This window comes from Pseudomonas sp. FH4, assembly GCF_000510915.2.
Classification (GTDB): Bacteria; Pseudomonadota; Gammaproteobacteria; order Pseudomonadales; family Pseudomonadaceae; genus Aquipseudomonas; species Aquipseudomonas brenneri.
The window spans coordinates 42,909-58,251 of record NZ_AOHN01000035.1; the positions used below are offsets into that span (position 1 = coordinate 42,909).

Consider the following 15,343-nt stretch of genomic DNA (forward strand, 5'->3'; position numbering starts at 1 on the left):
AATATTAGCGCTGTTCATATCGGCCTGCAAGATTGAGCGCTGATCGTTTTTTGAGCTTTTCTCGCGTCAACTCTGGCTGCAAAAGGCTGCAATAAATATCCCGTCCAATACTGGATATTTGACCACTGTTGGTCACACTTTTGGCCGAAATGTTGGTTAGGATCTTCCCCGTTCTGCGTTTGTCGCTTTTGGGGGCGTCGGGTACGCACGCGAATTCTGGACCGGCCGCCACGGGCTAGTAATCCGTGCCGGATTCATGCGGAAGGACCATTAGCCCGGCCACCTCAAAAGACGCAATCGACTAGCGTCCAAAGGCTCACGTGTTCCGGTAAGTGCGCTGGAGGTAAGGCCCAACTCAAGGAGGGCCGAGTATGCACGACGTACGTGGGACCTCGTAGTGAATTGCCTGCGTGTCTATCACGTGTGGAAATTCCTGCGAGACAGCTTCGATGACCGTTAAGGCCTGAGAAGCGGAGCCGCCCCGGTTTTGGCCGGGGCGGCTTTTTGTTTACACCCGGAAGTGGCTGACCATCTGCTGCAACTGGCTGCCCAGGCGTGCCAGCTCGACACTGGATTTGGCGGTCTCGTCGCTGGCGGTTGCGGTCTGTTCCGACACATCACGCACATTGACGATGCTGCGGCTGATTTCTTCGGCCACGGCGCTTTGCTGTTCGGCAGCGGCGGCGATCTGTTGGTTCATCGACTGGATGTTCGACACCGTGCGGGTGATGTTCTCCAGGGAGACGCCGGCCTTGCGGGTCAGCTCGACGCTGCTGTCGGTCAGGCTGCGGCTGTTGTTCATCACATTGGCCACTTGCTGGGTACCGTTCTGCAAGCCGGCGACCAGGCCTTCGATTTCCTCGGTGGATTTCTGCGTGCGCTGGGCCAGGCCACGTACTTCGTCGGCGACCACGGCAAACCCGCGCCCGGCTTCACCGGCACGGGCGGCTTCGATGGCGGCGTTGAGCGCCAGCAGGTTGGTCTGTTCGGCCACGGCCTTGATCACGTCCATCACGCTGCCGATCTTGTTGCTCTCTTGTTGCAGATGCGCCATGGCGTCGGTGGAGCGCGCCACTTCGTCGGCCAGGCGTTCGATCTGGGCGATGGCTTCGGCCACCACCTTGTCGCCTTCACGGGCCTGGCCATCGGCGGCGGATGCGGCCTGGGAGGCTTGCTCGGCGTTGCGCGCGACTTCCTGCACGGTGGCAGTCATCTCGTGCATGGCGGTGGCGACCTGATCGGTTTCGATCTTCTGGCTGTTGACCCCGGCGCTGGTCTGCTCGGTCACGGCCGACAGTTCTTCGGCGGCACTGGCGATCTGCGTGACGCCATCACGGATCCCGGAAATCAGCTCGCGCAAGGTCGTGCCCATGCGCTGGATGCCTTGTTGCAGCACACCCAGTTCATCACGGCGGGTCACCTGGATGTTGTGGCTCAGGTCGCCGGAAGCGATGCGCTCGACCACGGCCAGGGTTTCCCGCAATGGGCGGGTGATCTGCCGGGTGATGACCAGTGCGGCGATAATCCCCACCAGCAATGCCAGCAACGTGCTGATCAATTGCAAGCTACGGGCCCGGGCGCTTTCTGCGTCGCGGCGTTGCAGTTGGATGTCATACAGCGCTTCGCTGCGCGACACGATATCGGCGCCCTGCACGGTCATTTCCTGGCGGGCGAGGACGATATTGGCGTTGGCGGTTTTATACACTTGTAGCGCATTGCGGTAGGCGCCCAGGGCGTTTTCCAGGGCGTTCAGCTCGGTTTGCTGGGACTCACCGAACACGTTCTTCAAGCCTTTGAGGCCATTGATCGCCGATTCGATTTGCGCCACTGCACGGGCTTCGGTATCCGGGTTGACGTTGCCGGTGTAGCCGCGCACTTCATAACGGGCGACCTGGAACTCTTCCTTGGCGTGGTTGACGGCTTCGTACTGGGCGAAGCGCTCACTGCTCTCAGGCATCTGCCGCACGCTGCGGTCCAGGGCTGCAATCACCAGGCCGGCGGCGTCGGCGCGCTCGCCCATGGTTTGGCGTGCCGCATTGCCGTTACGGTAGGCCTCGCGCATTTTGTTCAGCGACTGCCGGTAGGCGGTGATGATGTCTTTCTGCTCGGTCAGCAGCTTGAGGTTTTCCGGGCTCTTGAAGCTGTTGATCAGCTGTTGCTGTTGTGCGGCAAAGCTGTCGAGGGTGGTCTGGACATTCTGCGCCACGGCTTCGTCACCGTTGGCGAGCATGTATTGCAGGCGCACGATACGCAGTTTGGTCAGCGATGCGTTGAGCTGGGTGATGTCGCTCATCCAGTTGCTGCGGTCGATCAGGCCACTGAGGCTGGTCCAGCCGGTCAGGGCCAGGATCGAGGTGAGCACCAGCACCAGGCCGAAGCCCAGGCCCAGTTTCAAGTTGACGCTGATGTTGCCAAACCATGTATTCATCGAGTTCCTCCAGGAACAGATTGCGTGTACATCAGTTGCTGGAAGGTCGCCCAGCCGATGGATAGTCAGGACGTATCGGCAGCCAGGGCGAGAGCTGAAACGGTTTTTTAATGAATGTGGGATTCGCGGATGAGCGGTCATCGATATCCCTGTAGGAGCCGGCTTGCCGGCGAAAGCCGTCAACGATAACGCGGGGTGCCTGGTGCCCCGCGTTGCTCTCAGGTTCTTCGCCGGCAAGCCGGCTCCTACAGGGGGGCTTTCACCCGTTGGGGAGGATGTTCAGGACCAGGCATGACGCAGCGTCTCGGCTCAGGTGCAGGCGATTGTGAGCAATGCGCGGCTGCCGGGCTTGGCCCTCGGCCTCGCCGCTATTGGGGTTGACGTCGAAGCGCGGGAAATTGCTGCTGGATATGTCCAGGCGCAGGCGATGGCCTTTTTTGAACAGGTTGCAGGTGGCGAACGGCTCGATGGTCACCTTCACCCGCTCACCGGGTGCCAGCGGTTTGGGCTGCTCCCAAGAGTCGCGATAACGGCAGCGCCGGATGCCGTCGGTGATGTTCATCGCAAAGCCCTCCGGGTAATCGGCGCTTGGCGGGTAGACGTCCACCAGCTTGGCGGTGAAGTCCGTGTCCGGGGCGTCGCTGTCGATCCACAACTCGATCTGTACCGGGCCTGCGACGATCAGGTCTTCGGCCAGGGGCGCGGTCTGGAAGACCAGCACATCGTCGCGCTCGGACAAGGGGCGATTGTCACCACGGCTGCCAAAAAAGTCTGCGCGCTCACGTTGATCGAAAGCACCGCCGACAAAGATCGGTGCACCGGAGGTCAATGCTCCGCCCACGGTGGGCACGGGGTTGGCCGGGTCGGCGTAATAACCCAAGGCGGCCTCGTCTGCGCTGGGCAAGCGCTGCGTCAACTGGCGTTGTGCGTCCAGGTACAGCGTCAACGATTGGCTGCCGGGCAGTGGCCATTGCTGTGCGTGCAACCAGCGGCCGCCATGGCGCAGGCGTCCGTTTTCATCCTGGGTGCCGCTGCCGCCCCCCATCAAGAACACCTTCACGCTGGCCGGCGGTTGTGGCGTCTCGGGCTTGAGGGACTGTTCGAACCATTGCAGGCGACAGCTCAACCAGTCCTCGGCCACCTGGCCGTCAAAGGCGGCCTGGGGGCCGAATTCCACATCACCGCTGTGGCTGATGTTGCGGTCACCGTGCAACCACGGCCCCATGATCAACTGTTGCGGTGCGCTGCTGGCGTGGTTGAAGGCGGTGTAGTTGGCCAGGGTCGAGCTGACATAGGCGTCATACCAACTGGACATGAACAACACCGGAATATCCGGCAACGCTGCGTAATGGCCTTCGGCATAAATACCCGGCTTCTGCCAATAAGGGCCAAAGCTGCCCTGGGCCCACTGTTCCAGCAGATAGGCCTCGTACTCGGGCACATGGCGCAACGGTGATTGGCCCGCCTGCCAGGGCATGCGGCGGAACCACTCATGGATATCTTCGGCTTCCAGCGCCTGGCGCACCTGCGGATCGGCCAGGGCGGCCGGGCTTTCCTTGGCCTGGCGAAACGCCCAGGTGGCCTGCTTGAGTTCAAGCGCACCGCCCTGGCGAATCCCGCATTGGTAGGCGTTGGCGAAGCCGCCGCTGTCCAGCACCATGGCGCTCAAGCCCGGCGGATGCAGGCAGGCCATCGCCAGTTGGGTGTGGGCGGCATAGGACAGGCCCATGCTGCCGATCTTGCCGTTGCACCATGGCTGGCGGACGATCCAGGCCAGGGTGTCGAACCCGTCTTCGCCTTCGGCGGTGTACTTGGTAAACACGCCTTCTGACGCATAGCGTCCGCGACAATCCTGGAAAATTGCAACAAAGCCCCGGGCGGTAAACCGAGCGGCCATTTGCTCGCGGGAGATGTGCTGGCCGTCGAGCTGTTTTTCCGAACGCGACGGTTTGCTCTTGTCATAGGGCGTGCGTTCGATCACTACCGGGAACGGTCCTTCGCCGCCCGCCGGCAGGTAGATATCGGTCGCCAGGTGGATGCCGTCGCGCATGGCGATCATCTGGTTGTGCAGGGTTTGCATAGGTAAAACACTCATCGACTCAATATCCGGTGTGCACGGCAATGGCCAGCAGCACCATTGCCAGCACCGCATAGATCAAGAACAGCGGCAGGATATAGCGCGCCCATTGGCCCCAGCCGACGTTGGCAGTGGCCAGCAGTACCAGCAGGCCGCTGGAGGTCGGGGTGATCATGTTGGTCAGGCCGTTGCCCATCAAAAAGGCAAACACGGTGGTTTGTGGGCTGACCCCGGACAACTGGCCCAGCGGGCCGAAGATCGGCATGGTCACGGCGGCCTGGCCGGAGGTGGAGGGGATCAGCACGTCCAGTCCAAGTTGCGCGAAGAACATGCCGTAGGCCGAGACCACCGGGCCGTGGTCGCCGACCAGGTTGGCCAGGCTGTTGACGATGGTGTCCAGTACCTGGCCGGTGCTGAGGATGATTTCCACGGCGGTGGCCAGGCCGATCAGGACGCCGGCGATCAGGACTTTTTTCATGCCGTCGACAAAGGCGCTGGCGGCGGTGCTGGCGGCCAGGCCGGCGATCACCGCGAAAGCCACGGTCAGCAGCAGGTAGAACGCCGACAGCTCATGGTATTTCCAGCCCCAACGGTTAGAGGCATAGACCAGGAAACCAATGCCACCACCCAGCACCAGCAGGTTCAACATGTGGCGAACGGGCAGGGGTTTGCTTTCGAAGGTGATCTGCGCGCTGGCATCAAACCCGTGCTTGCGAATGCTCCACAGCACGAACGCGATGCCCACCAGCAAGAAGGTGCAATAAGCCGCGACGCGCATGCTCAAGCCGCTGAAAATCGGCAGGCCGACCATGGGCTGGGCTACCGACAACGCCACCGGGTTGGAGATCGACGCCAGGTAGCCGATCTTCACCGAGATGGTGACGATGGCCAGGCCAATCAGGTTCGACAGCCCCAGGCGATTGGCCATGGCCACCATCAACGGCACGATCAGGATGAATTCCTTGGCCAGCCCCATAAACGTACTGCCGGCAGAAAACACCAGCATCAGGCTTGGCACCAGCACATAGATATTGCCCCGGGTCAGCCCCAGCAGGCGCTCCAGCCCGGCATCGATCACCCCGGCCTTGTTCAGCACACCGAACATGCCGCCGATGAACAGCACCATGAAAATCAGCGCCGCACGCTTCTCGATGCCTTGGGGAATGGCCATGAAACCCTCCACCAGCGACACCGGGCGGGCCACGGTGTCGCCGGCCTTGCGCGGTTCCAGGGAGAACAACTGGCTGAAGGTGTCCTGCTTTTCCAGCACCTGGTAGGAGCCTGGTACCACCAGGCCATTCTGGCGCTGGAACTTGCCGGCGTTTACCGCGTAGGTGAACGCCACGGCGAGCAGGACGATGCTCAGCAGAATGATCGCCGGGTTGATTTGCTTGCGTTGCACGGGTTTGTCTGCAGCCGCCTCGGTGGGCGGCGGGGTACGGAGGATCTGCGGTTCGGTCATGCTGGCGGCCCCGGCGCGGCCCCGTCTGAGCGGGGTGCGTGCGCTGTTATTGTTGTGGGTAGTGACGCTTGGTTGGGCGGACACTAGGGCAAAGTTTTGCCGGCCACAACGTTATGCGTGGGGCGGGTTGGGGTATGCGTTTTACACAAAACCGCTCCTGCCAGTTGCGGTCACGGGATTGTGCTCAGGCGTTGCTTGAGGTGCTCGGCAAAGGCCGTTACCAACTGCGAGCGAGGTTCATCAGCACGGAATGCCAGGCCAAATTCATAGGGCAGCGCCGGGCGAAACGGGCGGCTGACAATCGGCAAATGCATGAAGTGGCTGGCCAGTAAACCGTTGACGATCGACACCCCCAGCCCTTCGGCGACAAAGCTGCACGCAGCGCCCACCGAATGTACTTCGACCCGCACTTGCGGTGTCAGGTTGGCCGCGCGGAACATCTGGTTCAGCTCGGTACGCACTGCCCGTTGCCGGCCCAGCATCACCAGCGGCACATCGCGCAGATGCTGTACCTCGATAAATTCATGCCGGCTCAACGGGTGGTCGGCCGGCATCACACACACGCCTTCAGTGCGCAGCATCGGTTCGATATCAAAGTCGGGCATCTCGGTGGGCAGGCGCACAAAACCCAGGTCGGCGGAACGGTCCAGTACGGCGCGCTCGATCATGTCGTAGGAGCCGGTCAGCAGTTCGACCACGATGTCTTCATGGTCCTTGAGAAAGTCCGCGACAATACGCGGCAACAATTCCTGGGTCATGCTGGTAGGCACGCCGACCTTGAGCAGGCTTTTGCGTGAACGGCCCACACGCATTTCATCGGCCAGGCGCTGGATACGCTGCATGCCGTCCACCAATCCTGCAACTTCGGTGAGCAGTTCCTCGGCCTCTGGCGTGGCCATCAAGCGGCCCTTTTTGCGCAGGAACAGGGCAAACCCCAGGGCGTCCTCCAACTGGCTCAACAGGCGGCTGACCGCAGACTGCGACAAGCCCATGCGTGTGGCTGCGCCGATGGTCGAACCGGTGGACATGATCGCCTTGAAGGCTTCGAGTTGCTTGAAATTCACCATGGATTTCCTGTCGAAGGGCGGCTTTGCGCATAGCGTCATGCGCTTCTCGCATAACGTTGTGGGGCGTTCGGCAAGCCGTTAGTGTCCGCCCCAATGTGACCTGGCGTCCAGCCTGGTACACGGAGCAACTGCCCATAAAAATCGACAATACGGCATTGAGGAAACAGTTATGCGTGAACTTTTCACCAGGGGCGGTGTGGTCACTGCCAGTGTGTTGGCGAGTCTGTCGCCGTCGTTGATGGCCCAGGGGTTCTGGGAGGATTCCCAGGGCAAGTTGACCCTGCGCAATTACTATTTCAACGACGGTTATCGCGACGGTGGCGAGGACCGTAAGGAGTGGGCGCAAGGCTTTTTGCTCAACCTGCAATCGGGCTACACCGAAGGCACCGTAGGTTTTGGCCTGGATGCCCTGGGGCTGTCGGGGATCAAGCTCGACTCCAGCCGCACCCACTCAGGCACCGGCCTGTTGCCGGTCCACGATGATGGACGCGCCGCCAATGAGTTTTCCAGCCTCGGCGTGACCGCAAAAATGCGCATCGGCGCCGCCGTGGTGAAAACCGGCACCTTGTTGCCGAAGATTCCGGTGCTGGTACACAACGATGGGCGCCTGCTGCCCCAGACGTTTCGTGGCACCCAGATCGAATACACGGGCATCCGCAACCTGTACCTACACAGCGGGCACCTGGATCAATTCAAGCAGCGCAACTCCACCGACAGCGTGGATATTTATCCACAGGGCTACGGTGGCAAAAAGGGCAGCGACTTCGACTTCGCGGGCGCTACCTATGCCTTCACGCCTACGCTCAGTGGCACCTGGTACTACGGGGAAATGCGCGAGTTCTATCGCCAACAATTCCTCGGTCTGGTGCATAAGCAGCCGTTGGGCCCGGGCAGCCTGACCAGTGATCTGCGCTACTTCATCAGCAATGAAGCGGGCGAGGCGCGTAATGGCAAGGTTGATAGCGATATGTTCAGCGGCCTGTTCACCTATCGGTTGGGGCCGCAGGCGTTGGGCGTGGGCTACCAGAAGGTCAGCGGCGATACCGCGCTGCCCTATGCCAGCGTGTCGACGGTGTACTCCTTCAGTAACGCAGGGGTCGGCAAATTCATCCAGGCCGGCGAGCAAACCTGGATGCTGCGCTATGACTACGACTTCGCTGCCGTGCTGCCGGGCCTGAGTTTCATGACCCGTTACTACAAGGGGCAGAACGGCGATTTCAAGGGCCGCGAAGCCCGTGAGTGGGAGTCCGACACCAACCTGCGCTACGTGATCCAGGACAGCACGCTCAAAGGCCTAGGCGTGGAGTTGCGCAAGGCGACCTACCGTTCGACCTACGCCAGTGACCGCGATAACTACCGGGTCTACCTGACGTACGACCTGGCGCTCTGGTAAGCCCTACTGCTCGACAAAGTAGTAGGGGCGGCTGCCCACGGTGATTTGCTTGAGCGTGGTGACCGGGGTCGTCAGTTCTTCGATGCGATCGAGCAAGGCCACGTTGCCCGGCTGGGCATCGAGATAGGCACGCAGTTGTGTTTGTGTCTGCAGGATCGGCAAGTTGCTCATGGTGTAAAACACCGTGGCGCCGGCCACGCGCTCATTGGGTTGATAGAGCACCACATGACGGCCTTGGCTCTGTAGTACCTGGACTTGGCTGGTCAGGGGCACGAAGGACTCGCGTCGATCGGCCTTGGGTGCATACCAGATCGCGGCGCCCAGGTAGCAGGTGATCACCAGGGCAAACACGCCGGTGATCACGCCACGGCGATAAGCGGGCAGGCGGTCGAGCAGGACTGCACCGTACTCGGCTGCGAGGACGGCCGCCGCCGGGGTCAGGGCCATCAGATACACAACGCGTTTGCTGGATGCGAAGGTCAGCAGGGTAAATTGCGCCACCAGCCACAGGCTGAAAAACAGCAGGTAACGATTGCTCGCCAGGCTTTTGCGAAAGTGCCACAGGCCCAGGTACACCAGGATGTTCCACGGCAAAAAAGCTTCGGGCAATTTGGCGAGGTAATAGTAGATCGGCTCGTAATGCCCGGCTTCGACGAAGGAGCCGCTGAAACGTCCGACACTGTTGGTCCACAACACCTCGCCGACTGCCTGCATCCCGCCGCGTTGATACAGCAATCCCAGCCAGATCAGCAGCGGCACCAGCGCGAGCAAAGTGAACACCCCCGGTTTGAGCCATTGGCCGAGCTGCAAGCGTTTGTCCATCAGGCTGGTGCAGGCCAGGTAGGCGAATATCACGATGCCCGGCATCGCCAGGCCCAGCACGCCTTTGCTCAAGGTGGCGATTACCATCCCCAGGGTAAACAGCAGCCAACTGCCCGCGTTAGATGCGTCTCGGGATTCAGGGCGCGTAGCCTGGTAGAACGCCAGCAACGCCAGGGTTACGCCGAGGCTGAGCAACGCATCTTCACCCACGCCGCGCACGTTGCTCCAGTAACTGGCCATCGTCGCCAGTATCAGCGCGGCGCAAAACGCCAGAGGCTTGGGCCGCCCGAACCGGCGCAGCATGCCGTACAGCAGCATCACACTGAACAAACCGGCAAACGCCGAGGCCAGCCGCACCGCGCCAGTGCTGGCGCCAAACAGGCGAATCGCCCCGGCATCCAGCCACAGGCTCAGGGGCGGTTTTTCCAGGAACGGCTCATCGAACAGACGCGGCACCACCCAGTCGTTATCCAGGTGCATGGCCATGGCAATCCCGGCCACCCGGGCTTCGGTGGAACCTTGTAGCTCGTGATTGCCCAGGGCAACAAAGAACAGCAGACCGGCAAGCAGCAACAGCAGCGGGGCAGGGCGTGTCATGGGGAGGGTTACCGGATGCAAGGGGACAGCGTTCGAGTATACGAAGGCAATCCTTAACCAATTGTGAACGTCCGAACGATGGGGCGCTTGTTGCGAATTGGCCTGCCAGGTGGCCTGGAAGTGGTCGGTTTGCCGCCACCTTGGGAACCTACCATTGCCGGGTCCCGAGCCACACCGGAGCGGGGGGTCCTACAGGAGAGTGCAATGACTAACGACCCACAGGCAATCGTGGTACGAGCCGTGCAGCCCGATGACTATGAGCAATGGCTGCAACTGTGGCTGGCCTATCAGGACTTTTATCAAGTCACCCTGGATGAGACGACGACCCGCACCGCCTTCAGCCGCTTGCTCAACGCCGATGAAGCCATGGCCTGCGCCGTGGCAGTCCAGGGTGATGAGCTGGTGGGGTTGGTGCATGCGGTGTTGCATCGTTCGACCTGGGCAGTCGCTGACTTTTGCTACCTTGAAGACTTGTACGTGGCCCCCACGGTACGTGGCGGCGGCACCGGCAAATTGCTGATCGAATGGGTCCAGCGTTATGCGCAATACCACGCCTGCGCACGGTTGTACTGGCATACCCAGCAGACCAATAAACGCGCGCAAAAACTCTACAACTGGATCGCCGAAGACTCGGGTTGCATCGAGTACCGGATGGCCCTGTAACGCCCGCCCGCGACGCTCGCCGATATTGGTCGTGGACATATCGGCGGCAGCGCACAAAGATGCGTGCCTTACGCGCATTTGGCCAAGTCGATGACCCACAACCTTGAACTGGACACGCTGAAGATCCGCCTGACGGACCCCAAGCTGGCCGCCCTGGATTTGCGTGTGCGGGTGCAGCGCGTGCTGCGCCAGTTGATCCTGGAAGGCATCCTCGCACCTGGCAGCCGCCTGCCCGCCACCCGTACGCTGTGCAAGTCCCTGGGTATCTCGCGGGATACCGTGGAAATGGCCTACGTCCAATTGCAACTGGACGGTTACCTGTGTCGGCGCGAAGGCTCGGGCAGTTTCGTCTCTGAAAAGATCGGGCCGAGCCTGCTGGGCGCGCGCAAGCGCAAGCCGATGCTGCCCAAGCAAGCCGCGTCGCTGAGTGCCAGGGGCGCACAGATCCTCGCTGGCGGCGGGGTTACCGACCAGCAGGTGGTCAAGGCGTTTGCCACGGGGTTGCCGGAAACGCGCACCTTTCCAGTCGGTATCTGGGAGCGCCTGCACCGCCAGGCGTTGAAGGATTATCGTCCGAACCTGCTGTTGCATGGCGACCCGCAAGGCGCCGAGCCCCTGCGCCAGGCCATTGCGGATTACCTGAACCTGGAACGCGGTGCGCGGGTCACGCCGGATCAGGTGCTGGTGTTGTCGAGTACGCGCCAGGCCCTGTACTTGTGCGCGCAGGTGCTGGTGGATGGCGGCCAGCCGATCCTGATGGAAGACCCGGGTTACTTCGGCGCTTGCAAGGCGTTTGAAATGGCCCAGTTGCAGGTGGTGCCGGTTGCGGTGGACGACAAAGGCCTGTGTATCGACGCATTGCGCGCCGACCGCAGCGGCGCCAACGCCGTCTATGTCACGCCGTCCCATCAATACCCCACCGGTGCGACCCTGGCGCTGGAACGACGCCTGGACCTGATCGCCTGGGCCGAGCAGCGCCAAGGCTGGATCATCGAGGACGACTACGACAGCCAGTTCCACTACGAAGGTTTGCCGACCGCCTGTGTGCAGGGCCTGGACAACTACCAGCGCACGCTCTACCTCGGCACCTTCAGTAAATCCCTGTACCCCGGCTTGCGCATGGGCTTTATGGTGCTGCCGCAGGAGTTGGTCAAACCCATGACCTACGCCCGCAGCATTCTCGACGGCCACACCCCGCAAATCGCCCAACTGACCCTGGCGCGGTTTATGAGCGATGGGCACTTCGGCAGCCATATACGCGCGATGCGCAAAGTCTACGGTGAGCGACGTGACGCCATGGCCGAGGCGCTCGGGCGCCATTTGAGCCATGTGGTCACTGCCAGCCTGCCGCCCGGTGGCTTGCAGTTACCTTGTGTGCTGCATGAGGGGTGGTCGGAGCTTTCGACCATTCGCCAGGCGGCGCGGGTGGGTATCCAGTTGCCGGGCCTCACTCGCCTCTATGCCCAGCCGCCACCACGGGGCGGCTGGTTGCTGGGGTTCTCGGCGCTGACGCCCGGTGAGATCGACACTGCCTGCCGGCAGTTGGCCAAGGTGCTCAAGAGTGGTCTGGTGCACGATAGGGAAGTGGACTGAAAGGGCGGTCCGGCGCTTGTTAGCCTTTGCGGCCTAAACAAAAGGAATGCGCCATGAACCGACCCGCCCCACGCCTGCGCCTCGTCGACTGCCTGTCACCCAGTATCAGCGCGCTGATTTCCGTCATCGTCAATTACGCCGGCACCTTTGTCCTGGTGTTCCAGGCCGCCCACTTGGCCCAACTGAGCGCGGCGCAAACCGCTTCCTGGGTCTGGTCGGTGAGTATTGGCGTGGGCGTGACAGGGGCGTGGTTGAGTTACCGCTACCGTGAGCCGATCATCACGGCGTGGTCGACGCCGGGGGTAGCCTTCCTGGCGACCGTCATGGCGTTTACCCCCTATGCCGAGGTGATCGGCGCCTATGTGATGTGTGCTGTCGGTTTTATCGTGTTGGGCCTGAGCGGTGCATTTGAGCGGCTGGTGCGACTGATCCCCGGTGGTATTGCGGCGGGTTTGCTGGCGGGGATTCTCCTGCAATTTGGCGTGGTGGCGTTTGGTGGGGCCAGCGCGGATCCGCTGCTGGTGATCGTTCTGGTGGTGGCCTACGCGGTGCTGCGCCGTTTCACCTCGCGTTATGCGATGGTCGGGGTTCTGTTGGTGGGCCTGGGGTTGCTGCTTGTCCAGCAACGGCTCGACCTGCACAGCCTGGAACTGCAACTGGCGGCACCGGTGTTTGAAATGCCGCACTTTTCGATCTCGGCGTTTTTTGGCGTGGCATTGCCGCTGTTCGTGATCACCCTGACCGGGCAATACATCCCCGGCATGCTGGTACTGCGCAATGACGGGTTCAAGACCAGCGCCAACCCGATTATCACGGTGACGGGCCTGGGGTCGCTGTTGATGGCGCCGTTTGGTGCCCATACGTTCAATGTCGCGGCGATCACGGCCGCGATCTGCACCGGGCACGACACCCATCAGGATCCGTCCAAACGCTACATCGCCGGGTTGGTGTGCGGGGCGCTGTATATCCTGGTCGGGGTGTTTGGCGTGACGCTGGCGACCTTGTTCATGGTCTTGCCGCGCGCGTTTATCACAACCCTGGCGGGCCTGGCGTTGCTTGGGGCCATCGGTTCAAGCCTGGCCAATGCGATGGCCGACACACGTACCCGGGAAACGGCGTTGATCACCTTCTTGGCGACGGCGGCCAATGTCACATTGCTGGGGATTGGCGGCGCGTTCTGGGGGCTGGTGGCGGGGTTGCTGGTGCATGGGGTGATTCATGGTGGACGCAGGGCACTGGCCTAGCCCCACTGTAGGAGCGAGCTTGCTCGCGAAGGGCGTCAACGATAACGCGTGTTTGCTGGGTAAACGCGGCGTTTCCAAGTGCTTCGTGAGCAAGCTCGCGCCTACAGAGGGCCTGTCGTCAGAGCAATTGAACTCGCTGCACCACCATACCTAAAGGGCCGCTGAGTTTTTCCACGCGTATTTTGCCGCCATCTCTCAGAGTATCTGCTTGGCAGATCTTTATTCGTCTCTCCAATTCCCGGTCAAAAAGCCGTCCCCCAGTGAAGTTTTTTCAATTCAATGGGCTTCCATGCATGAACAATGAGGGGGGGCATATCATCGCCCATGCCTTTTGGTCGGATAAATGTTCGACAAGGCGTAATACGGTGACCCACGCAACGTGATGGTCACCACACGCTGGGATTTCTAGAGCGCAAACGCTCCTGAAAAAACCACCTCAACCGGCCCAGTGAGCAACACCGGGCCGGTGCCTCGCCATTGCACCGTGACGCTCCCGCCGTCGCATTCAACCTCGACGCAATCGTCCAGCAACCCACGACGCATACCGTTGACGGCCGCACCGCATGAACACGTGCCCGAACCCAGCGCAACACCGCCGCCGCGCTCCCAGATCCGCAGCCGAATATGCCGGCGATTGACCACCTGCACGAAGTGCACATTCGTCTTCTCGGGAAACAATGGGTTGGTCTCAATCGTCGGCCCGATTGCCGCGATATCAAGAGTGCCCAGATCATCGACAAAAAAAGTGCAGTGCGGATTGCCCATGCTGCACGCGGCAGGCTCACCGGCCAGCGGCAGATGCGCTGTGTCCAACTCACGGGCCAGAGGAATCTGCTGCCAATCGAACAGCGGCTCACCCATGCCCACGGTGATTGTGTTGGCTGCGCTGCGCTCACAGGTAAGCAAGCCGCGATGGGTCCGCAGCACCACCGACGTGCTGTTCAATTCGCTCATCAAACGACTGGCAACCCCCCGCGTGGCACTGCCGCACGCATCCAGTGCAGTACCATCAGCATTCCAGAACATCACACACGCCGCCGCATCCTCGCAATCGAGCATCACCGCCAGTTGGTTGAAACCAATCCCACGGTGACGATCGCCCATACGCTTGGCCAGGGCACTGGTGATGGGGTTGATGGTGGTACGTGCGTCGACAATGACAAAGTCATCGCCGTTGGCGTGCATTTTGTGAAAGCTCAACGGCATGGCACGGTCCTGATGAATGACGAAGAGGCGCTGGCGCTGGCGCTGGCGTGCCAGCGATGAGCGTTAACGATAACGCGTCTTGGGGTGGATAATCGCGATCACTTTGGGGACTTCGTGAACATGTTCGTTCCTATAGGGCAGGTGGGGTATTGGTTGGAACTACAAGAGTGTTCAGCGCACGCGCCACTAGCAATTCTGGACTGCCCCCGTGCCCGTATTCACTGGGGTTCAGGCACAAAAAAAGACGTCTGTGGACGTCTTTAGATGTTGAGCCGGGGTAATTTGAATTGATTTCATAAGTATTTGATTTTTATTTATTATTGTTTTTTCAGATTTTTTTTGGAATACCTTTTGGAATACTATCCAGGATTTTTTAGATTTTTTTCTTTGCTTCGATCAACGCTCAATTCACAGTGGCACTTCAATCTTGCTTGAGCAGAGTCTAAGGCCGCTGCTAGCGAACGCTGGCGTGTACAAGCCAGATCGTAAAGCTTTCCTGCACACGCCACTGCCATGTGGCCAAAATATCAATGTTCGACCAATATGCTTCTCTGAGCCATGATGGCAAAAAGCTGTGACTTTTGGCTTTACCCATGCTTTGTCGATGGATAAGGTGATCGACATCGCAAGATGATTGGTCTCAATGCTCAGGGATGGCTCTCCATAGGCGCAGGTCTTTGCCCCGCTCTTAGTGTCAGTTTCCCTCTGATTCCTTCCAGTTTATTTGTCGCCATATTTTATTTTGGTAGGCCCATGTTACCGCGGGCTGCAAGGGAGTGTTGTGAATGAAT

10 protein-coding genes are annotated in these 15,343 nt (G+C 60.8%); 4 read left to right on the top strand and 6 right to left on the bottom strand.

Annotated elements, in window-relative coordinates; translation table 11 throughout:
- Window positions 1-508 precede the first annotated feature (508 nt).
- The 4 genes from H097_RS23670 to H097_RS23685 form a co-directional block, all read right to left on the bottom strand.
- Window positions 509-2,428, bottom strand: a complete 1,920-nt coding sequence (locus H097_RS23670) for a methyl-accepting chemotaxis protein (protein WP_032862841.1) — start codon at window positions 2,426-2,428, stop codon at window positions 509-511.
- 259 nt (window positions 2,429-2,687) lie between these two features.
- Entirely contained in the window at window positions 2,688-4,508 is a 1,821-nt protein-coding gene (locus tag H097_RS23675; protein WP_032862842.1) for a CocE/NonD family hydrolase, read from the bottom strand.
- A gap of 19 nt (window positions 4,509-4,527) precedes the next feature.
- Window positions 4,528-5,967 (bottom strand): AbgT family transporter, encoded by a 1,440-nt coding sequence (locus tag H097_RS23680; protein WP_050593436.1) that lies wholly within the window; start codon window positions 5,965-5,967, stop codon window positions 4,528-4,530.
- 170 nt (window positions 5,968-6,137) lie between these two features.
- On the bottom strand, window positions 6,138-7,031 hold the full coding sequence (locus tag H097_RS23685) for a LysR family transcriptional regulator (protein ID WP_032862955.1): 894 nt from the start codon (window positions 7,029-7,031) through the stop codon (window positions 6,138-6,140).
- Window positions 7,032-7,203: 172 nt separating this feature from the next.
- Between H097_RS23685 and H097_RS23690 the strand changes: the two genes are divergently transcribed.
- On the top strand, window positions 7,204-8,427 hold the full coding sequence (locus tag H097_RS23690; protein ID WP_032862844.1) for an OprD family porin: 1,224 nt from the start codon (window positions 7,204-7,206) through the stop codon (window positions 8,425-8,427).
- A gap of 3 nt (window positions 8,428-8,430) precedes the next feature.
- On the opposite strand, the gene H097_RS23695 is transcribed toward H097_RS23690, so the two are convergent.
- Complete coding sequence (locus tag H097_RS23695; RefSeq protein ID WP_032862846.1) at window positions 8,431-9,846, bottom strand: glycosyltransferase family 39 protein; 1,416 nt, start codon at window positions 9,844-9,846, stop codon at window positions 8,431-8,433.
- Window positions 9,847-10,050: 204 nt separating this feature from the next.
- Here H097_RS23695 and H097_RS23700 point away from each other — a divergent pair, with 204 nt between their 5' ends.
- The 3 genes from H097_RS23700 to H097_RS23710 all read left to right on the top strand — a co-directional run bounded on the left by H097_RS23700 (window position 10,051) and on the right by H097_RS23710 (window position 13,346).
- Window positions 10,051-10,509: a GNAT family N-acetyltransferase gene (locus H097_RS23700; RefSeq protein ID WP_032862847.1), complete on the top strand. Its 459-nt coding sequence runs from the start codon at window positions 10,051-10,053 to the stop codon at window positions 10,507-10,509.
- A 90-nt stretch (window positions 10,510-10,599) separates the two neighbouring features.
- Entirely contained in the window at window positions 10,600-12,102 is a 1,503-nt protein-coding gene (locus H097_RS23705) for a PLP-dependent aminotransferase family protein (protein ID WP_032862849.1), read from the top strand.
- A 53-nt stretch (window positions 12,103-12,155) separates the two neighbouring features.
- A complete protein-coding gene (locus H097_RS23710) occupies window positions 12,156-13,346 on the top strand; it encodes a benzoate/H(+) symporter BenE family transporter (RefSeq protein WP_032862850.1) in 1,191 nt (396 codons plus the stop codon).
- 405 nt (window positions 13,347-13,751) lie between these two features.
- On the opposite strand, the gene dapF is transcribed toward H097_RS23710, so the two are convergent.
- The gene (gene dapF, locus H097_RS23715; protein ID WP_032862851.1) at window positions 13,752-14,552 is read right to left on the bottom strand and encodes a diaminopimelate epimerase; all 801 of its coding nucleotides are present in this window, start codon (window positions 14,550-14,552) and stop codon (window positions 13,752-13,754) included.
- Window positions 14,553-15,343 lie beyond the last annotated feature (791 nt).